General features: G+C 68.3%; 17 protein-coding genes. 8 read left to right on the top strand and 9 right to left on the bottom strand.

Features of this window, described 5'->3' with window-relative positions:
- Positions 1-34: 34 nt before the first annotated feature.
- Positions 35-1,723: an alpha/beta hydrolase gene (locus tag LZ686_RS10105; protein ID WP_349547680.1), complete on the bottom strand. Its 1,689-nt coding sequence runs from the start codon at positions 1,721-1,723 to the stop codon at positions 35-37.
- A 287-nt stretch (positions 1,724-2,010) separates the two neighbouring features.
- Here LZ686_RS10105 and LZ686_RS10100 point away from each other — a divergent pair, with 287 nt between their 5' ends.
- The gene (locus tag LZ686_RS10100) at positions 2,011-3,003 is read left to right on the top strand and encodes an extracellular catalytic domain type 1 short-chain-length polyhydroxyalkanoate depolymerase (protein ID WP_349547679.1); all 993 of its coding nucleotides are present in this window, start codon (positions 2,011-2,013) and stop codon (positions 3,001-3,003) included.
- A 204-nt stretch (positions 3,004-3,207) separates the two neighbouring features.
- Here LZ686_RS10100 and LZ686_RS10095 read toward each other — a convergent pair whose 3' ends face one another.
- Positions 3,208-3,894: a superoxide dismutase gene (locus LZ686_RS10095; RefSeq protein WP_045983476.1), complete on the bottom strand. Its 687-nt coding sequence runs from the start codon at positions 3,892-3,894 to the stop codon at positions 3,208-3,210.
- Positions 3,895-4,064: 170 nt separating this feature from the next.
- On the opposite strand from LZ686_RS10095, the gene LZ686_RS10090 reads away from it, so the two are divergent.
- The gene (locus LZ686_RS10090; protein WP_349547678.1) at positions 4,065-5,429 is read left to right on the top strand and encodes an amidase; all 1,365 of its coding nucleotides are present in this window, start codon (positions 4,065-4,067) and stop codon (positions 5,427-5,429) included.
- Between the two features lie 4 nt (positions 5,430-5,433).
- On the opposite strand, the gene LZ686_RS10085 is transcribed toward LZ686_RS10090, so the two are convergent.
- Entirely contained in the window at positions 5,434-6,960 is a 1,527-nt protein-coding gene (locus tag LZ686_RS10085) for an argininosuccinate lyase (protein ID WP_349547677.1), read from the bottom strand.
- 282 nt (positions 6,961-7,242) lie between these two features.
- On the opposite strand from LZ686_RS10085, the gene LZ686_RS10080 reads away from it, so the two are divergent.
- Genes LZ686_RS10080 through LZ686_RS10060 form a run of 5 tightly spaced genes read left to right on the top strand, consistent with a single transcriptional unit; the run spans position 7,243 to position 11,824 of the window.
- Positions 7,243-8,448, top strand: coding sequence for an ABC transporter substrate-binding protein (locus LZ686_RS10080; protein WP_349547676.1), 1,206 nt, complete (start codon positions 7,243-7,245; stop codon positions 8,446-8,448).
- Positions 8,449-8,463: 15 nt separating this feature from the next.
- The gene (locus LZ686_RS10075; protein ID WP_045983480.1) at positions 8,464-9,240 is read left to right on the top strand and encodes an ABC transporter ATP-binding protein; all 777 of its coding nucleotides are present in this window, start codon (positions 8,464-8,466) and stop codon (positions 9,238-9,240) included.
- On the top strand, positions 9,237-9,938 hold the full coding sequence (locus LZ686_RS10070; RefSeq protein WP_349547675.1) for an ABC transporter ATP-binding protein: 702 nt from the start codon (positions 9,237-9,239) through the stop codon (positions 9,936-9,938). Before LZ686_RS10075 ends, LZ686_RS10070 begins: the two co-directional genes overlap by 4 nt.
- A 1-nt stretch (position 9,939) precedes the next feature.
- Complete coding sequence (locus LZ686_RS10065; RefSeq protein WP_045983482.1) at positions 9,940-10,827, top strand: branched-chain amino acid ABC transporter permease; 888 nt, start codon at positions 9,940-9,942, stop codon at positions 10,825-10,827.
- Between the two features lies 1 nt (position 10,828).
- Positions 10,829-11,824: a branched-chain amino acid ABC transporter permease gene (locus LZ686_RS10060; protein WP_127899797.1), complete on the top strand. Its 996-nt coding sequence runs from the start codon at positions 10,829-10,831 to the stop codon at positions 11,822-11,824.
- 32 nt (positions 11,825-11,856) lie between these two features.
- Here LZ686_RS10060 and LZ686_RS10055 read toward each other — a convergent pair whose 3' ends face one another.
- Together LZ686_RS10055 and LZ686_RS10050 are read right to left on the bottom strand one after the other, a co-directional pair.
- The gene (locus tag LZ686_RS10055; protein WP_349547674.1) at positions 11,857-12,612 is read right to left on the bottom strand and encodes an IclR family transcriptional regulator; all 756 of its coding nucleotides are present in this window, start codon (positions 12,610-12,612) and stop codon (positions 11,857-11,859) included.
- Between the two features lie 228 nt (positions 12,613-12,840).
- On the bottom strand, positions 12,841-13,734 hold the full coding sequence (locus LZ686_RS10050; RefSeq protein ID WP_045983485.1) for a LysR family transcriptional regulator: 894 nt from the start codon (positions 13,732-13,734) through the stop codon (positions 12,841-12,843).
- 225 nt (positions 13,735-13,959) lie between these two features.
- On the opposite strand from LZ686_RS10050, the gene LZ686_RS10045 reads away from it, so the two are divergent.
- Positions 13,960-14,388 carry a GlcG/HbpS family heme-binding protein gene (locus LZ686_RS10045; RefSeq protein ID WP_046001618.1) on the top strand — a complete coding sequence of 143 codons (429 nt, stop codon included), beginning with the start codon at positions 13,960-13,962 and terminating at the stop codon, positions 14,386-14,388.
- A gap of 42 nt (positions 14,389-14,430) precedes the next feature.
- On the opposite strand, the gene bhcD is transcribed toward LZ686_RS10045, so the two are convergent.
- Genes bhcD through bhcA form a run of 4 tightly spaced genes read right to left on the bottom strand, consistent with a single transcriptional unit; the run spans position 14,431 to position 18,729 of the window.
- Positions 14,431-15,396: an iminosuccinate reductase BhcD gene (gene bhcD / locus LZ686_RS10040; protein WP_349547822.1), complete on the bottom strand. Its 966-nt coding sequence runs from the start codon at positions 15,394-15,396 to the stop codon at positions 14,431-14,433.
- A gap of 17 nt (positions 15,397-15,413) precedes the next feature.
- Positions 15,414-16,577: a 3-hydroxy-D-aspartate aldolase BhcC gene (gene bhcC / locus LZ686_RS10035; protein WP_046001617.1), complete on the bottom strand. Its 1,164-nt coding sequence runs from the start codon at positions 16,575-16,577 to the stop codon at positions 15,414-15,416.
- Positions 16,574-17,539 carry a beta-hydroxyaspartate dehydratase BhcB gene (gene bhcB / locus LZ686_RS10030; RefSeq protein ID WP_349547821.1) on the bottom strand — a complete coding sequence of 322 codons (966 nt, stop codon included), beginning with the start codon at positions 17,537-17,539 and terminating at the stop codon, positions 16,574-16,576. Before bhcB ends, bhcC begins: the two co-directional genes overlap by 4 nt.
- The gene (gene bhcA / locus LZ686_RS10025) at positions 17,539-18,729 is read right to left on the bottom strand and encodes an L-aspartate--glyoxylate aminotransferase BhcA (protein WP_347919912.1); all 1,191 of its coding nucleotides are present in this window, start codon (positions 18,727-18,729) and stop codon (positions 17,539-17,541) included. Before bhcA ends, bhcB begins: the two co-directional genes overlap by 1 nt.
- Positions 18,730-18,734: the final 5 nt, after the last annotated feature.

Here is an 18,734-nt window from a genome sequence, read left to right as displayed (position 1 = left end):
GCCGTCGTCGCCGCACGCGGCGGCCGGACCTGGGTCAGCCCGAACTGCCGGGCTGTGTCGTGACCGCCTGTTGCCGCGCCAGGAAATGGTCGCGCAGCGCCTGCAGCCGTTCGGGGGTCCATCCGGGCGGGTCGGTGATCGCCAGCCAGGGGTCGATGTGATCGACATGGGCATAGACATGGCCATGCCCGATCGGCACCTCCAGCGCGATCGCCATGTCGAAGGCCAGCTGCAGCTGGGTGATGATCGGATACCAGCGCAGGTCGGGCGACACTTCGGGTGCGCGGGGGTTGGCCAGCCATTCGGGCGGGCGGATCGCGCTGTCGGACCGGAAGAACACGATGGGATCGCTGCCGTATTGCAGGAACACGATCCGCACCTCGCCCCAGGGGCCGCCGTCATGCACCGACTGGCGACCGTCGGTAAAGCGCACGACCTCTCCGGTGGTCAGGTGCGGCAGCCATGCGGGCGATCCGGGGTCGCGTTCGGCGGTCAGCGTCTGCCACAGCTGGCTGACGAAGGGCGGCCCGACCCACAGTGCCCCGTCGATGGGCTGATCCAGCATCTCGTGCAGGCGCAACGACTGCTGAGAGCTGTGCGCGCCCAGGCTGAGACCATAGAGATACAGCCGGGGACGCGTCTCCTCGGGCAGCTGCTGCCAGCGGCGGTGGACGGCCCCGAACAGGGCGCGCCCGGCCTCGGTCGCCTGTTCGGGTTGCACCAACAGCGAGATCCAGCTTTGCAGATAGGAATACTGCAACGCCACGGTCGCGACGTCGCCGTGGTTCAGATGCTCCAGCGGCTCGATCGCGGCGGGGTCCATCCAGCCGGTGCCGGTGGGCATGGCGACGACCAGCGTGCTGCGGTCGAACCCGCCCGCGCGTTCCAGTTCGCGAACCGCCAGATCGGCGCGCGCGGTCAGCGTGTCGGTCGCGTTCAGCCCGACATAGACGCGCAGCGGCTGCCGCGCGGGCTGTCCGGTGACGCCGGCGATGGCCTGGGGGTCGGGGGTGGTGGCCACGAAATTGCGCCCCTCGCGCCCCAGATCCTGCCAGGCGACCAGCGATTCGGCGCTGCCTGTCTGCCAGGGCTGGTCGGGGGCGATCTGTTCGGCGGGGATCAGGTCATCCAGCGCCTGCGCCGACTGGTCGATGCTGGAGACGACGTTGCGCACCAGAACGCCGCTGAAGACCTGATAGGTCACCAGGATCGTCAGCAGCACGCCCAGAACCCGTGCCTGCCGGCGGGGCAGGACCTGCGCGATGCGCGCGCTGACATAACGGCCAAGCGCCACCAGCAGCTTGCCCAGGATCAGCAGGACCGACGCGACCGCAGTGCCAAGCCCCGCCACCACGAAGGGCGCCACGCCCTCGGCCGGGGGCAGGGTCATGGCGGCGCGGATGTCGTTCTGCCATTCCGCGGACCGCAGCAGGAACACGGTCACGATGACCAGCGCCACCGCGCCCATCGCCGGCACCAGCAGGCGCGCCTGACGGTCGGTCATGCGCGGCAGCTGCAGATAGCGCCACAGCGCGCCGGCCAGCACCGCCACCCCATAGCCCGCGGCAAAGCAGAACCCCGCCAGGATGCCCTGGATCTGGGGGCTGCGCGGGATCAGGCTGGGCGTCAGGGAGCCCGCGACGAACAGCGCGCCGGTGACCAGGCCCACCCCGGACGTGCGCCGGTCCAGCCAGTCCAGAAGCGTCAGCATGGCGGCCGTCATCGGCAGGACCTTTTCATTGCGGCGCGGCGGGGGCCGGGGCGTCTGCCCGCAAAATGTCAAACGCCGCCCGAATGGGCAAGCGCGCCCGGACCTGTCAGCGCGTCATGGCAGCCATGACCGGCGGAACCGGGGTTGCCGCTTGCCCAATCCGGGGGCGCATGCGACGCAGAGGTCATGTGCACCCGAACGCTGCCCCGAACCCCGTGACTAGGCGCCCCAGACTTCGCATCGGAACCCGTCGCCGGAAATCCGGCGCCAACGCCATGGCGGGCCTGATGGGCGCCTTCATGAAGACGGCCACCAAGGCGATGACGCAGGCGGCCACCGCCGCCGTGCAGCCGCCGAAAACGGCAAAGCCCAAGCCCGCCAAGTCAAAGCCTGCCGCAAAGCCGCGGGCCGCCGCCCCGCGATCGGCGCGGTTCGAGACGGGGACTCATACCTGCGCCCACGGGACGCGCAAGTACCGCGTCTATCTGCCCTCGGCGATCGGGGCGGGGGTGCCGCTGCCACTGCTGGTGATGCTGCATGGCTGCGGCCAGACGCCCGAGGATTTCGCCAAGGGCACCGGGATGAACGCGCTGGCCGAACAGCGGGGCGTGATCGTGGTCTATCCCGCGCAGCCGCGCGAGGCGCATGCCAACCGCTGCTGGAACTGGTTCCGCCCCGAGGATCAGGGCCGCGACGGCGGCGAACCCGCCCTGCTGGCCAGCCTGACGCGGGACATGCTGGCGCGCTATGGGGCGGATCCGGCGCGGGTCTATGTCGCGGGCCTGTCGGCGGGCGGGTCGACCGCGATGCTGCTGGCGCATGCCTATCCCGATCTGTTCGCCGCCGTCGGATGCCATTCCGGCCTGCCGCCGGGCGCGGCGGGGGACAAGACCTCTGCCATCATCGCGATGAAGCAGGGCAGCCCCGGCCGCCGCCTTGCCACGCCCGTCCCCACGATCATCTTCCACGGCAGCGACGACCACATCGTGACCCCGCGCAACGGCCGCTTCGTGGCGATCCGCGCGGTCGAGACGTTCCCCGGCCTGCGTGCGGTGGAACTGACCCGCACCGTGCCGGGCGGACGGGCCTATGTGCGCACCAGCCACCGGGTGGGGCAGGGCCGGTCCTGGGTGGAACACTGGCTGGTAAAGGGCGCGGGCCATGCCTGGTCGGGCGGTTCGCGTGCGGGTCGGTTCGTCGATCCGGGCGGGCCGGATGCCTCGGCCCAGATGCTGCGGTTCTTCCTGTCCCACAGGACCACGCGCAAGACGCGGACCCCCCCGCCCGCCTGAAACGCAGGGGCCTGAATGGGATGCCCTGATACCGACGTCGTGCCAGACGCTTAGCCCGCCGGGACAGGTTCCGACTGGCCCAACGCACGGTTCCGACGCCCCCGCACCGTCGTTTCTGGCCCGTCGCGCGCTATTTTGGTACCGCAAAGAAGACGGGCGGCACGTTGCCGTGCCGCCCGTCGTAAGATTGGGGATGGCCGTGGCTTATTCGGCCAGTGCCGCGTCATAGCGTTCGGACACGGCCCCCCAGTTCACCACATCCCACCAGCTTTCCAGATATTCGGCCCGGCGGTTGTTGTAGGTCAGATAATAGGCGTGTTCCCACACGTCGTTGCCCAGAAGCGGCGTGCCCTGCGTCTCGGCCACGTCCATCAGCGGGTTGTCCTGGTTCGGGGTCGAGGTGATCTCCAGCTCATCCTGATCGTTCACGATCAGCCAGACCCAGCCCGATCCGAACTGGCCTGCACCGGCCTCTTGAAATGCGGTGCGGAACTCCTCGTCGGAACCGAATGCCGCCTCGATCGCCTCGGTCAGTTCGGGCGACATCTCTCCGGTCTGGTCGGCCGGGGCCATCGATTCCCAGAAGAACGTGTGGTTCCAGTGACCGCCGGCGTTGTTGCGGACGCGGTCGGGATAGGTGCCGGCATTGGCCACCAGATCCTCCAGCGCGGTGCCGGCGGGGGCGTCGCCCTCGGCGATGGCGGTGTTGAGGTTGGTCACATAGCTCTGGTGGTGCTTGTCGTGATGCAGGCCCATCGTCTCGGCGCTGATGACCGGGTCCAGCGCGTCCGCGGCATAGGGCAGGTCGGGCAGCGAGAACTCTCCCTCGGCCTGGGCAAGGGCTGCGACGGGCGTGGCGCAGATGGCAAGGATCGCAAGGGTCTGTTTCATCGGGTTCTCCTGTTGGTGTCGGGGCACAACCGCAGCATGCGCCCGATGTTCCGTTCCAACGCCGATGTCATGGATGCACACGGTTCCGTGATCGGCACGGGCGGCCGGGGTTGTGGGGCGCGCGATTTCGCTCCACGGTGACGGCGACATCAGGAAAAGGGGCACATCGGATGATCACCGGGGATGCGACAAGCCAGCTGGAGGCCCTGCGCGCGGGCACCATCGATGCGGTCGGGCTGATGGCGCTGACGCTGGACCGGATCGCGGCGACGAACCCGTCCATCCACGCCGTCGTCGCGCTGCGCGACCGCGACACTCTGCTGGCCGAGGCCGCGCATGCCCCCGCGGGGCCGCTGCAGGGGTTGCCGATGGCGGTCAAGGATCTGGCGGACACGGCGGGGATCGCCACGACCTATGGCTCGCCCGCGTTTCGCGACCACGTGCCGGTGGCGGACAGCCCGATGGTCGCACGCCTGCGCCGGGCCGGGGCGGTGATCATCGGCAAGACGAACACACCCGAATTCGGGCTGGGGTCGCACAGCTACAACCCGGTCTATGGCGTCACGCGCAACCCCTATGACCTGTCGCGGTCGGCGGGCGGGTCCAGCGGCGGCGCGGGGGCAGCGCTGGCCGCGCGCATGGTGGCGCTGGCGGACGGGTCGGACATGATGGGGTCGCTGCGCAACCCGGCCGGGTGGAACAACGTCTTTGGGTTCCGGCCCAGCTATGGCCTGGTCGCGCCGTCCAACCTGGGCGACCTGTTCCTGTCCCAGCTGTCGACCGAAGGCCCGATGGCGCGGTCGATCCGAGACCTGGAGCTGTTGCTGGCGGTCCAGTCCGCCCCCGATCCGATGCACCCGCATTCCAGCGGCCCCTATCGCCCCGCGCCGCCCAAGGGCAGGCTGCGCATCGGCTGGCTGGGCGATTGGGGCGGGGCCTATGCGATGGAGCCGGGCGTGCTGGACCTGTGCGGGGCCGCCGTGCATGTGCTGGCCGATCTGGGCCATGACGTGGTGCCCATGGCGCCACCCTTTTCGGCCGCCGCCCTGTGGGAGGCCTGGACGACGCTGCGCAGCTGGACCATCGCGGGCAGCCTTGGCCCGCTGCTGCACAGCGCCCCGGATCAGGTGAAGCCAGAACTGCGGTGGGAGATCGAGCGCGGCCTGGCCCTGTCCGCCGCCGACCTGCGCCGTGCCAGCACGATCCGGTCGGACTGGTTCCGCCACACGGCAGGGATGGACGTGGACATCCTGGCACTGCCGTCGGCGCAGATGTTCGCGTTCGACGCGGACTGGACCTGGCCGCGCCAGATCGCGGGACGACAGATGGACAGCTATCACCGCTGGATGGAGGTGGTCGTGCCGGCATCGCTGACCGGGTTGCCGGCGCTGTGCGTGCCGGCGGGGTTCGGACCGTCCGGCACGCCGATGGGATTGCAGCTGATCGGCCATCGCGGGCGCGATGCCTGCGTGCTGAACCTGGGCCGCGCCTACGAGGCCGCGACATCCTGGATCGACCGCCAGCCCGCGCCCTGACGGGTCAGTCCCGCGTCCGGCCGTCGAAATCGGCGTCCAGCCGGTCCAGCGCCGCATCGACATGGCCGCGCCGGGCGGCGATCCATCCGGCGTGATCGTCCAGCCGCGCGCGGGCGATGCCGATCATGCGCGTCATCTCCTGCGGTTGCGGCCCGCCGGAGGTGGCGCGCGCGGCGACGATCGCGGCCGGGTCCAGGGCCTGGCGGAACTGCTCCTGGGTCAGGGGAAGGTCTGCCGGGGCGTCGGTGCCTGCGACGGCATCCGCATAGATGCGCTGCGCCTCGGCATAGGGAAAGTCCAGCGGACCCATCCCGTTCCGGCGCGCATGTGTCACGATCTCGGAGGCGACGTGATGGCCTTCGCGGAAGGGCAGGCCGTGGTCGCGCATCAGCCGGTCGGCGATCTCCTGCGAGGCGGTCCAGTCGCTGTTCAGCTCCTCCAGCGCGCGATCCTGGTCGATGACCAGCGCCTGAAGGACCGCGTCCAGCCGCGACAGGGTGGCGATGCCCGCATCGACCATCGCGGCATTGTCGGCGACATCCTTGGGGTCGGGCATGCCGGGGGTGATGTTGTGCGTCTGCAGGACCGGCCCCATCGCCAGCGCGATGGCCTGCGACGCATCGCTGCGCGTGTTGTTCAGCAGGCCCGGATTGCGCTTTTGCGGCATGGCCGAGGAGACATAGGTGTTCTCTCCGCCCTCCTCCAGCAGCATCCAGGGGCGGGTCTGAGCGTATTGGGTCATGATGTCCTCGACCAGGTTGCCGCTGTGCAGCGCGACCGAGGTGACGATGCCGGCAACCTCGACCGGGTGGTCCATCGACGAGATCTGCGACGCGTCATAGGCGTTCTCGACCAGCGCCGGAAAGCCCAGGTATTCGGCCATCCGCTGGCGGTTCAGCGGCCAGCCGGTGCCGTTCAGGACGGTGGTGCCCATCGCGCTGCGGTCGATGCGGGCATAGGCCTCGCGGATGCGCTGCGCGTCGCGGTCCAGGCCGGCGACATGGCCCAGCAGGTAATGCCCCAGGCTGTTGGGTTGGGCCGCGACCCCGTTGGTGTAATTCGGCACGATGGTGCCCGCATGGCGTTCGGCCAGATCGACCATCGTGGTCGTGGTCGCGTGCAGCTGATCGGCCAGCTCCAGCATCTTGTCGCGCAGCATCGCGGCGCGGAAGGTGGCGTGCATGTCCTGGCTGGACCGCCCGGCATGCAGCAGGGTGACCTGCGGACCGCCCGCATCGATCAGCAGCGGCTCGAAGCTGATGACGGTGCGGGGGCGTTCCCCGTCGGGCGCGTCGCCCGCGGCGATCACCTGCGTCAGCGCGTCGGCGATGTCCGGGGCCAGGGCCGGGTCCAACAGCCCCTCCTGGCTGTTGATGACCAGGCTGGCCTTGTTCATCTGGCCCAGCCAGAAGAACTCGTCGCGCGGCGGCGCGTCGGGACCGGCAGGGTCCTGGGCCGCGGCGGCCTGGGCGTGAAACAGCGTGCCCGCCAGCAGGATCGCGGCGATGCGGCGTGTCGGATGACAGGTCATGGTGGTCTCCTCCCCGTGTTCAGGGGGTCAGGATAGGGGCTGTGGACCGCAGGCCAAGCCCCGGCCCGCCGCCGCCCGCGCCGCTGGCGGATTGCAGCCTGTGCAAGTTGCCGCAGGGCGGTCCAAGCGTCCTTGCCAAGGCAAACCTATTCTGCAACCTTTCCCAAGCGCGGCCTTGGGGAGAGGGTCGCCAGTCATTCACGGAAACGATGAACCGGACCGCCGACCCGGCGGGTGGCCCGTCCACACGCCTGCGGTCCGACACGAGGGAGAGAGAAGACCATGGCTAGACTGTTGACATCGGTGGCGATTTTGGGCGCCACGGCCACCGCCGCGATGGCCCAGGTATCGGATGACGTCGTCAAGATCGGCATCCTGAACGACCAGTCGGGCGTCTATGCCGATTTCGGCGGCACCTATTCCTATCAGGCGGCGCTGATGGCGGTCGAGGATTTCGGCGGCACCGTGCTGGACGTGCCGATCGAGGTCGTGACCGCCGATCACCAGAACAAGCCCGACGTGGCATCGAACATCGCGCGGCAGTGGTACGACACCGAACAGGTCGACGCGATCATGGAGCTGACCACCTCGTCCGTGGCGCTGGCCGTGCAGGCGCTGTCGGCCGAGGCCGACAAGATCACCATGACCACGGGTGCTGCCACCACCGAACTGACCGGCGCGCAATGCACCGCGAACGGGTTCCACTGGGCCTATGACACCCACGCGCTGGCCGTGGGCACCGGCGGCGCGCTGGTCGAGCAGGGCGGCGACAGCTGGTTCTTCCTGACCGCCGATTATGCCTTCGGCTATTCGCTGGAGGAGCAGACCGGCGCCTATGTCACCGCCAATGGCGGCGAGGTGCTGGGGTCGGTCCGCCATCCGCTGTCCACCAATGATTTCTCGTCCTTCCTGCTGCAGGCGCAGGCATCGGGGGCCAAGGTCATCGGCCTGGCCAATGCCGGCCTGGACACCCAGAACGCCATCAAGTCCGCGGCAGAGTTCGGCATCGTGCAGGGCGGCCAGCGCCTGGCGGCGCTGCTGTTCACCCTGGCCGAGGTCCACGGCCTGGGCGCCGAGGCCGCGCAGGGCCTGACCCTGACGGAATCCTTCTACTGGAACCGGACCGACGAAAGCCGCGAATTCGCGCAGCGCTTCTTCGAGCGCACGCAGGCGATGCCGAACATGGTCCATGCCGGCACCTATTCGGCCGTCCTGCAGTACCTGAAGGCCATCGAGGCCGCCGGCACCGACGAGACCGCCGCCGTGTCCGAACAGCTGCATACGCTGCCGGTCAACGACGTCTTCTCTCAGGGCGGCACGGTGGGCGCGAACGGACGCCTGATCACCGACGTCTATCTGCTGGAGGTCAAGGCACCGGCCGACATCACCACGGACTGGGATTACTTCAACGTCCTGGCGACCATCCCCGGGTCCGAGGCGTTCATCGATCCGGCCGAAAGCGGTTGCGCGCTGGTCGCGGCGAACTAGGGCGCGGACGGACCCATGACAGCAATGCCTGTGCAACAGGACCAGCCGCGGGTGGTGTTATCCGCCCGCGGCCTTGGCAAGGATTTCGCCGGCTTCACCGCCGTCAACGATGTCGACCTGGATGTCGAACACGGCCGCATCCACGCGCTGATCGGCCCGAACGGCGCGGGCAAGACCACCGTCTTCAACCTGCTGACCAAGTTCCTGACGCCCACCCGCGGGTCGATCACCCTGCTGGGCCAGGACATCACCGCCAGAAAGCCCGCCGAGGTGGCGCGGCTTGGCCTGGTGCGGTCGTTCCAGATCTCGGCCGTGTTCCCGCATCTGACGGTGCTGGAGAACCTGCGCGTCGCGCTGCAGCGGCCCAACGGGCTGGCCACCCAGTTCTGGCGGTCGCTGTCGTCGCTGGACCGGCTGAACCCGCGCGCGGACGAGCTGATCGCGCAGCTGGGCCTGACGGAATACCGCGACACCCGCGCGATGGACCTGTCCTATGGCCGCAAGCGCGTGCTGGAGATCGCGACCACGCTGGCCCTGGACCCCAAGGTCCTGCTGCTGGACGAGCCGATGGCCGGGATGGGCCTTGAGGACGTGCGCACCGTCGCCGGCATCATCCGCGACGTGGCCCGCGACCGGGCGGTCCTGATGGTCGAACACAACCTGTCGGTCGTGGCCGACATCTGCGACCGCGTCACCGTGCTGCAGCGCGGAGAGATCCTGGCCAGCGGCGATTACGCCACCGTGTCCACCGATCCCCGCGTGCGCACCGCCTATATGGGAACCGACGCATGAGCGCGCTTCTGAATGTCGCCGGGCTGAACGCCTGGTACGGCGAAAGCCACATCCTGCACGGCGTCGACCTGCACGTGAACGAAGGCGAGATGATCTGCATCCTGGGCCGCAACGGCATGGGCAAGACCACCACGCTGCGGTCGATCATGGGCATCCTGCGCAAGCGCACCGGCAGCATCACCTTTGCCGGCAACGACATGATGACCATGCCGCTGCACAAGACCGCCCGCGCCGGCCTGGGCTTCGTCCCCGAGGAGCGCGGCATCTTCGCCAGCCTGTCGGTGCAGGAGAACCTGATGCTGCCGCCGGTGGTGGCCAAGGGCGGCATGTCGGTCGACGAGATCTATGCACTGTTCCCGAACCTGCACGAACGCAGGAACAGCCCCGGCACGAAACTGTCGGGGGGCGAACAGCAGATGCTGGCCATGGCGCGCATCCTGCGCACCGGCGCGCGTTGCCTGCTGCTGGACGAGCCGACCGAGGGGCTGGCCCCGGTGATCATCCAGAACATCGGCACGGTGCTGGGCGAACTGAAGAAGCGCGGCATGACCGTGGTGCTGGTCGAACAGAACTTCCGCTTTGCCAGCAAGGTCGCCGACCGGTTCTATCTGATGGATCACGGCCAGATGACAGCCGAATTCCCGGTGGGCCAGCTGCCCGCCAACATGGACATGCTCAATCGCGAACTGGGGGTCTGACATGACGATGATATTCGGCGTGCCGATGGCTGCCCTGATGGGGCAATTGCTGATCGGCCTGATCAACGGATCATTCTATGCGCTGCTGTCGCTTGGGCTGGCGGTGATCTTTGGCCTGCTGCGGGTGATCAACTTCGCGCATGGCGCGCAATACATGCTGGGCGCGTTCGTGGCGCTGCTGCTGCTGACCTGGACCGGCGTGAACTACTGGATCGCGCTGATCCTGGCGCCGCTGATCGTGGGCACCTTCGGCGCGCTGGTCGAACGGACCATGCTGTCCCGCCTGTATAAGCTGGACCACCTTTACGGCCTGCTGTTCACCTTCGGCCTGGCCCTGACGATCGAGGGGACGTTCCGCTATTTCTTCGGATCATCGGGACAGCCCTATCCAACGCCGCCGGCGCTGGCGGGGGGCGTGAACCTGGGCTTCATGTTCCTGCCGATCTATCGGGGCTGGGTGATCGTGGCGTCGCTGGCGGTCTGCATCGCCGTGTGGCTGCTGATCGAGAAGACCAAGCTGGGATCATACCTGCGCGCGGCCACCGAAAACCCGGTGCTGGTGCAAAGCTTCGGCGTGAACGTGCCGCTGCTGCTGACGCTGACCTATGCGTTGGGCGCGTCGCTGGCGGCATTCGCGGGCGTGCTGGCGGCGCCCATCTATCAGGTGTCGCCGCTGATGGGCACGAACATCATCATCGTCGTGTTCGCCGTGGTCGTGGTCGGCGGCATGGGGTCCATCCTGGGCGCCATCGTGACCGGCTACATGCTGGGCATCGCCGAGGGTCTGACCAAGGTCTTCTACCCCGAGGCATCGAACACCGTGATCTTCGTCATCATGGCGATCGTGCTGATCCTGCGGCCCGCGGGCCTGTTCGGAAAGGACGTGTAAGATGAGCCATTCCGACGCAACCACCCCCGCGGCCCCGGCCAGCGTCCCGGCAGCCGGCCGCATCAAGGCGGTCATCCTGCTGGCCATGCTGGGCTTCCTGCTGCTGGTGCCCATGTTCCTGTACCCGATCTTCCTGATGAAGATCCTGTGCTTTGCGCTGTTCGCCGCGGGGTTCAACCTGCTGCTGGGCTATACCGGCCTTCTGTCCTTCGGGCATGCGGCATTCTTCGGGGGCGGGGCCTATTTCACCGCGCATGCGGTCAAGGTCTGGGGTCTGTCGCCCGAACTGGGGATCCTGGTCGGGGTCGCGGGCGCGGCGGGGCTGGGCCTGATCATGGGGCTGATCGCCATCCGCCGTCAGGGCATCTATTTCGCCATGATCACCCTGGCCCTGTCGCAGATGTTCTTCTTCTTCTGCCTGCAGGCCGCCTTCACGAACGGAGAGGACGGCATCCAGTCCGTCCCGCGCGGCACCTTCCTGGGCATGCTGGACCTGTCGAACCAGATCAACATGTACTACTTCGTGCTGGGCGTGTTCCTGGCCGGGATGCTGGCGATCTGGCGGATCATCAACTCTCCCTTCGGCATGATCTTGAAAAGCATCCGCGAGAACGAGGCGCGGGCCACGTCGCTTGGCTATACCGTGGCGCGCTACAAGCTGGCGGCGTTCGTCATGTCGGCGGCGATCGCGGGCCTGGCGGGCAGCGTGAAAAGCCTGGTGTTCCAGTTCGCGACCCTGACCGATGTCGGCTGGCAGATGTCCGGAGAGGTGATCCTGATGACGCTGCTGGGCGGCATCGGCACGCTGATCGGGCCGGTCATCGGCGCGGGGCTGGTGGTGACGCTGCAGAACTATCTGGCGACCTCGCCACTGCCGGTTACGGTCATCACCGGGGTCGTCTTCATGGTCTGCGTGCTGCTGTTCCGGCGCGGCCTGGTGGGCGAGTTCTATGCCTCGCGGATCGGCCGCAGCCTGGGGTTCAAGTCCGACAGTTGAACCAAGGCCCGTCCCGTCCGCGGGGCGGGCTTCTACAGGTGCAGCTGCTCGCCGGTGACGGCGGTCAGCCGCGCCGCGGCCTCGGCCACCGCCGCGCCGATCGCGCCGACCTGGCGCGTCCCGATCCGATGCGCGGGGGCGTTGATCGACAGCCCGGCCACCGCCCGCCCGGCCATGTCCACGATGGGCGCGGCCACGCAGCGCATCCCCGCCATCCGTCCCTGATCGTCGAACGCAAAGCCCTGCCTGCGGATGCGTGCCAGATCGGGGCAGGCCGTATCGGGCGCAGGCCCCGCATTGATCGCCAGCATCGCCCGCCCGATGCCCGATCCGGTCAGCGACGCGCGCGTTCCGGGCGGAAAGGCCACGCGGATCGGCTGGTCGGATTCGACCTGCGACACGAACATCACGCCACCATCGCTGAGGATGCCCAGGTTGGCCGTCTCCTGGGTCCGCGCGACCAGGTCCTGCAGGATCGGGCGCGCCCGCGCGATCAGTCCCGACCGGCGCAGGAAGGCCGCCCCAAGGCGAAAGCTGGATGGCCCGACCGACCAGCATTGCGTCGCGGCACAGCGTTCGACCATGCCGCGCAGGGCCAGGGTCTGCAGGATGCGATGCGTGGCGGATGCGGGCAGGCCCGTCCGCTGCGCCACCTCGCTCAGCGTCAGGCCGGGATGCAGCGACAGCAGGTCCAGCATGTCCAGCGCGCGGTCCAGCGCCTGGACGGTCAGCGGGCGGTCGGGTCCGCCGGCACAGGGGCGGCCACGGCGGCGGGTCGGGTCGGCCATTGCGATCTCTCCTTGATCACCCGGTGTCGGGTTAACTGTTTGAGTCGCATGCGATGGAAAATCCGTCCAGAAATATTAGTTAATGCCCCGCGGCGTGCGACGCGCCGGGCCATCACCCACCGGCCGGACAGACGGTGGAATATGCAGGCGGATCAACGGCAAGCCACCGCGGTGGTGCGGTCGTCCCGTGCCGATTATCAATCGCCGCTGTAAAGTCCTTGCCCCGGCCTAGAACAGCGGACGCAGCTCCCGCACCGCGTGGTCGGCGAACATGCGGACCTTGGGATCCTGCAGACGCCTGTGCGGGGCAAGGCAGCCGAACTGCGCGGGCAGGGGGCGGTTCGCAGGCAGGACCTCGACCAGGCGACCGTCGGCCAGGTCCTGCGTCACCTCGTATAGCGGGCGGTTGGCGATGCCGTGCCCGGCCAGCGCCCAATCGCGCAGCACGTCGCCGTCGTCAGTGTCGAAGCGCCCCTGCACCATCATCTTGCGCGGCCCGTCCGATGTCTGCAGCGTCCAGTAATATTCCGGGCTGCGTGGATAGCGCAGCAACAGGCAGTTGTGACCCGCCAGGTCGTCCGGCCGCAGCGGCGTGCCCGCGGCGTCCAGATAGGCCTGCGACGCGACCAGCACCCGCGGGCATTCAGCGATCTTGCGCCATTTCAATGCGGAATCGGCGGGCTCTCCCAGAAAGAAGGCCAGGTCGATGGCATCCTCGACGATGTTGACGTTGCGGTCGGACAGGCGCAGGCGGATCTCGATCCCCGGATTGTCGGCGCAGAAGGGCGGGATCAGCGGCGCGACCAGCCGCCGTCCCAGACCCAGGGGCGCGGTCAGGCGGATCACACCCTGCGGCTTGCCCGAAAAGCTGCCGATCAGGGCCTCGGCCTCGTCCAGGGTCTCGATCACGCGTCGGGCATGGTCATAGAAGGCGCGGCCGATCTCGGTCGTGGTCAGCTTGCGGGTGGTGCGGTTCAGCAGGCGCAGGCCAAAGCGGTTTTCCAGATCCTTGATCCGGTTGGATGCGACCGCGGGCGACAGGCGCAGATCGCGCCCCCCCGCCGTGATCGAGCCCAGTTCGACCACCCGTACGAAGACCCGCAAGCTTTCAAGATAAGACATCGCCGTTGGCCCGCTTTCAATGGAACGTGGAAAGTCTTCTATGTCGCGGATGATTCCGCAACCGAAACCGTCGCGCTAGCGTGATCCGGGCGGCGGCGGCCCGCGCGCGTTGCGCATTGGGGGTGGCCGTCCGCGACCCGCCTGCTAAGCATTGCCCGTCCGCGTCGCCGACCTTCGGGTCGTTCCGCTGCGGCCGGGCACCCGGACAACAGCCAAGGAATTCCGATGCAGACCCTGACCCGACTCGATCTCGACGACGCCCGCATCCTGATGGCCGGTGCCGAGGCCCATGCCCGGACGATCGGCGTCCCGATGTGCATCGCCATCACCGACGAGGCGGGCCAGCTGATCGCCTTTCAGCGGATGGAGGGCGGCAAGGTCACCTCGACCACCATCGCCATCGACAAGGCCTTCACCGCGGCCGCGGCCAAGAAGGCGACCCACGACTATGGCACGGCCAGCCAGCCCGGCGCGCCGGCCTATGGCATCGCCTCGGCCATCGGCGGGCGTCTGATGGTGGTCGGCGGCGGTCTGCCCGTCCTGTGGAACGGAGAGGTCGTGGGCGGCATCGGCGTGTCCTCGGGGACGCCGGCCCAGGACCAGGCGGTGGCGCAGGCCGGGATCGACGACTGGATCGCGCGCCAGGCGAAGTGACCGCACCCCCGCGCGCCCGCTGTCGGGTGCGCGGGGGTGACGCTAGATCTGGACCGCGATGGCGATCCCGCGTTCGACCGCCAGATCGACCGCGGCGGATGCAACTGCCAAGTCCTGCAGTCCCACCCCGGTGCCGTCGAACAGGGTGATCTGGTCATCGGACACCCGGCCCGGTCGGTCGCCGTTGATCACCGCACCGATCTGGATGATGTCGTGCGGCGCGATCAGTCCTTGGTCCACGGCGTGCTGGGCCTCTCCGATGGTGACGGATTGGGCGACCTCGTCGGTAAAGACCGACGCTTTGCCCAGCAATGCGGCCTCGACCTCCTGCTTGCCCTTGGTGTCGGTGCCCATGCAGGCCAGGTGCGTGCCGGGCCGGACCTGGGCGGCCTGCAGGATGGGCGCGAATGACGAGGTGATGGTGATGATCACGTCCGCCTGCGCGCCCAACTGATCCAGGTCGACCGCCTGGAACGGGATGCCGCATTCATCGGCGACCTTGGCCAACCGGTCCAAGTCGGCGGGGTTCAGGTTCCAGCCGACGACCCTGTCGAAGTCCCGCTGATCCAGCGCGGCGCGCAGCTGGAAGGTCGACTGATGCCCCGCCCCGATCATGCCCAGCACCCGCGCGTCCCGCCGCGCCAGGTGACGGATCGACACCGCCGAGGCCGCCGCCGTGCGCAGCGCGGTCAGCAGGTTGCCGCCCACCACGGCCCGGCACCGCCCGGTATCGGCGTCGAACAGGAAGATCGTCGACTGATGGTTCGTCAGGCCCTTGTCGGCGTTCCGCGGCCAGAACCCGCCCGATTTCAGCCCAAGCGCCAGCGATTCCCGGTCGAACCCCGACTTGAACCCGTAAAGCGCGTCGGCATGGCCGATCGCCTCGCGGATGACCGGAAAGTTGTAGGCCGTGTCCCGCGCCATCGCGGCAAAGACCTGTTCGACCGCCGCAAAGCAGTCCTGGGCCGAGATCAGATCCGCGATCAGGTGTTCGGGAACGATCAGCAGGGGGGATTGCGTCTGCATCAATAGGCCTTTCCGCGGGCAGAGACCGGCCAGACGACCTCGACCTTGCCGCCCCGGACGCCCACGTACCAGTCGTGGACGTTGCAGGTCGGATCGCAATGACCGGGGATCAGGCGCAGCTTGTCGTTGACGGCCAGCACACCGTCCGGATCCTCGACCACGCCGTGTTCGTCGGAACACTTGATGTATTTCACGTCCGTGCGGCCGTGGATGACGGGCAGGCCGCTGTCCACCGACTGCGCCTTGAGGCCGGCATCGACCACCGCCAGATGCGGCTTGGCATGGCTCATGACGCTGGTCAGGATGAACAGCGCGTTTTCCCATTCACCCTGGTCGATGCGCGTGCCGTCCCGGTCCAGGATGCGCCCGTAATCGGCATCCATGAAGGCATAGCTGCCGCATTGCAGCTCGTTGAAGACGCCCGAGTTGGATTCGAAGTAATAGGACCCCGTGCCCCCGCCCGACACCAGTTCGGGCGTCAGGCCGATCGCGGTCAGCGCCTCGACCGCCTCGCGGACCTGGGCGATGGCCGCGTCCAGCTTGGCCTTGCGGTCGTCAAAGCTGTCCATGTGCTGCATGGCGCCCTGATAGCCCTGGATGCCGGTGAATTTCAGGCCGGGGGCGGCGTCGATGGCCTGGGCGATCTGCACCACCGCCTCGGTCGTCCTGACCCCGCAGCGGCCGGCGCCGCAGTCGATCTCGACAAAGCATTCCAGCGTGGTGCCGTGGCGCTGCGCCGCCGCCGACAGTTCGGCCACGTTGGCGATGTCGTCGACGCAGACGATGATCCGGCTGCCCCGCAAGGGCAGGCGCGCCAGGCGGTCGATCTTGGCCGGGTCGCGGACCTGGTTCGACACCAGCACGTCGCGGATGCCGCCGCGCACGAACACCTCGGCCTCGGACACCTTCTGGCAGCAGACGCCGACCGCGCCGCCCAACCGCTCCTGCAGCTTCAGGACGTCGACCGACTTGTGCATCTTGCCATGCGCCCGGTGGCGCATGCCGTGGGCGCGGGCGTAATCGCCCATCTTGCGGATGTTGCGTTCCAGCGCGTCCAGATCAAGGATCAGGCAGGGGGTCTGGATGTCGGCCTCGTCCATTCCCGGCAGGGCGGGAATGTCGTAGCCGACCTCGAGGCCTGCGAATTCTGCGTGGGCGTTCATTGGGCATCTCCGTTGGTCCAGGGCAGGCGGTCCAGATCGACATTGCCGCCGGTGATGATGACGCCGATGCGCTGGCCGGCAAAGACGTCGCGGTTCTTCAGGATGGTCGCCAGCGGCACCGCGCTGGAGGGTTCGGCCACGATCTTCAGCCGTTTCCAGATCAGCTGCATCGCGGCGATGATCTCATCCTCGGACGCGGTCAGGATGTCGGTCACGTGGCTGCGGACGAAATGCCAGGTCATGTCCTTGAGCGGCACCTTGAGCCCGTCTGCCACCGTCACGGGCGCGTCGTCTGCGATGATGTGGCCCGCGCGAAAGCTGCGCGCCGCGTCGTCGGCCTGTTCGGGTTCGGCCGCATAGATGCGCGTGGCGGGGGCCAGTGCGGACAGGGTCAGGCAGGTGCCCGACACCATGCCGCCGCCGCCGATGGGGGCGATGACCGCGTCCAGGTCGGGGATCTGCTCCAGCATCTCGGCCGAGCAGGTGGCCTGTCCGGCGATCACCCGCGGGTCGTTGTAGGGGTGCACGAATTCTGCCCCCGTCTCGGCCACGACCTGGGCAAAGACCGCCTCGCGCGAGCTGGTCGAGGGTTCGCATTCCACGACGCGCGCGCCATAGCCGCGCACCGCGTCCTTTTTCGCCTGCGGGGCGGTGCGGGGCATGACGACCGTGCAGGGGATGCCGCGGCGTCCCGCGGCATAGGACAGGCAGGTGCCGTGATTGCCGCTGGAATGGGTGGCGACGCCGCGCGCGGCCTGGGCATCCGACAGGCCAAAGACCGCGTTGCTGGCCCCGCGCGCCTTGAAGGCGCCGGCCTTCTGCAGGTTCTCGCACTTGAAGAACAGTTGCGCGCCGGTCAGCTCGTCCAGCATCCGGCTGGTCAGGACGGGGGTGACGTGGACATGCGGGCGGATGCGGTCGCGGGCCGCCAGCATGTCGTCCAGGGTCGGGATCGCGTCCATCACGCAGCCTGCCTGCAGGCCTGGCCCGCGCTGTGCCGGTAATGCGCTTGGGCGGCGGCGACGCCGGAGCCCAGGGTGACGGGCAGGCCCAGATCGACCATCACCATCTCTGCCGTGGCCAGCCCCGACAGGGCCATCACGTCGGTCAGCATCCCCAGATGCCCGATGCGGAAGACCTTGCCCGCGACATCGCCAAGGCCCGTGCCGAAGGCCACGCCATAGGTGTTCAGCGCATGGCTGACGATGCGGTTGGCGTCGAACCCGTCCGGCGTGCGGATCGCGCTGACGCTGTCGGAATACAGCGCGGGTCGCGCAGCGCACAGCGTCATGCCCCATGCCGCGACGGCCTGGCGGACGCCTTCGGCGATGCGGTGATGACGGGCAAAGACGTTCTCCAGCCCCTCGTCCAGCAGCATGTCGGTGGCGACCTTCAGCCCGTTCAGCAGCCCGACGGGCGGCGTATAGGGAAAGCCGTTCGCGGCATAGCCCCGCGCCATGTCGCGGATGTCGAAGAAGGTGCGCGGCAGGCCCGCGCCCTCGACCGCGGCCATCGCCTTGGGCGAAAAGCCGACGATCGCCAGGCCGGGGGGCAGCATGAAGCCCTTCTGCGACCCGGTGACAGCGACATCGACGCCCCATTCGTCCATCCGGAAGTCATAGCAGGCGATGGAGCTGACCCCGTCCACGAACAGCATCGCGGGATGCCCCGCCCGGTCCAGCGCGCGGCGGACCGCGGCGATGTCCGACCGGACGCCGGTGGCGGTTTCGTTATGCGTGGCCAGGACCGCCTTGATGCGATGGGCCGTGTCGGCGGTCAGGATCTCCTCGAACCGGTCGGTGGGGATACCTTCGCCCCAGGACTGGTCCACGATCTGGACGTCAAGGCCGTGCCGCTGGCACATGTCGATCCAGCGGTGGCTGAACATGCCGTTGCGCGTGGCCAGAACCGCGTCGCCCGCCGACAGCGTGTTGGTGATCGCCGTCTCCCACCCGCCGGTGCCGGTAGAGGGGAACACGAAGACCTGCGCCTGCGTCGATTTCAGGACCTTTTTGACCCCCTCCAGCGCGGGATGCAGGATCTTTCCAAACATCGGGCTGCGATGGTCAATTGTGGGCATGTCGACGGCCTTGCGAAGCACCTCGGGGATGTTCGTCGGGCCGGGAATGAAGATCGGGTTCTGGGTGCTCACGGTCG

Origin of the sequence: Paracoccus sp. NFXS7, assembly GCF_040148865.1 — a bacterium.
Taxonomy (GTDB): Bacteria; Pseudomonadota; Alphaproteobacteria; order Rhodobacterales; family Rhodobacteraceae; genus Paracoccus; species Paracoccus marcusii.
Note: the sequence above shows the minus strand (reverse complement) of the source record. Positions and strands in the feature narration are given on the sequence as shown.

What these genes read in the sequence shown, in the direction of transcription:
- LZ686_RS10105 (WP_349547680.1), bottom strand. Translation starts at nt 1,723, where the DNA reads ATGACGGCCGCCATGCTGACGCTTCTGGACTGGCTGGACCGGCGCACG.
- LZ686_RS10100 (WP_349547679.1), top strand. Translation starts at nt 2,011, where the DNA reads ATGAAGACGGCCACCAAGGCGATGACGCAGGCGGCCACCGCCGCCGTG.
- LZ686_RS10095 (WP_045983476.1), bottom strand. Translation starts at nt 3,894, where the DNA reads ATGAAACAGACCCTTGCGATCCTTGCCATCTGCGCCACGCCCGTCGCA.
- LZ686_RS10090 (WP_349547678.1), top strand. Translation starts at nt 4,065, where the DNA reads ATGATCACCGGGGATGCGACAAGCCAGCTGGAGGCCCTGCGCGCGGGC.
- LZ686_RS10085 (WP_349547677.1), bottom strand. Translation starts at nt 6,960, where the DNA reads ATGACCTGTCATCCGACACGCCGCATCGCCGCGATCCTGCTGGCGGGC.
- LZ686_RS10080 (WP_349547676.1), top strand. Translation starts at nt 7,243, where the DNA reads ATGGCTAGACTGTTGACATCGGTGGCGATTTTGGGCGCCACGGCCACC.
- LZ686_RS10075 (WP_045983480.1), top strand. Translation starts at nt 8,464, where the DNA reads ATGACAGCAATGCCTGTGCAACAGGACCAGCCGCGGGTGGTGTTATCC.
- LZ686_RS10070 (WP_349547675.1), top strand. Translation starts at nt 9,237, where the DNA reads ATGAGCGCGCTTCTGAATGTCGCCGGGCTGAACGCCTGGTACGGCGAA.
- LZ686_RS10065 (WP_045983482.1), top strand. Translation starts at nt 9,940, where the DNA reads ATGACGATGATATTCGGCGTGCCGATGGCTGCCCTGATGGGGCAATTG.
- LZ686_RS10060 (WP_127899797.1), top strand. Translation starts at nt 10,829, where the DNA reads ATGAGCCATTCCGACGCAACCACCCCCGCGGCCCCGGCCAGCGTCCCG.
- LZ686_RS10055 (WP_349547674.1), bottom strand. Translation starts at nt 12,612, where the DNA reads ATGGCCGACCCGACCCGCCGCCGTGGCCGCCCCTGTGCCGGCGGACCC.
- LZ686_RS10050 (WP_045983485.1), bottom strand. Translation starts at nt 13,734, where the DNA reads ATGTCTTATCTTGAAAGCTTGCGGGTCTTCGTACGGGTGGTCGAACTG.
- LZ686_RS10045 (WP_046001618.1), top strand. Translation starts at nt 13,960, where the DNA reads ATGCAGACCCTGACCCGACTCGATCTCGACGACGCCCGCATCCTGATG.
- bhcC (WP_046001617.1), bottom strand. Translation starts at nt 16,577, where the DNA reads ATGAACGCCCACGCAGAATTCGCAGGCCTCGAGGTCGGCTACGACATT.
- bhcB (WP_349547821.1), bottom strand. Translation starts at nt 17,539, where the DNA reads ATGGACGCGATCCCGACCCTGGACGACATGCTGGCGGCCCGCGACCGC.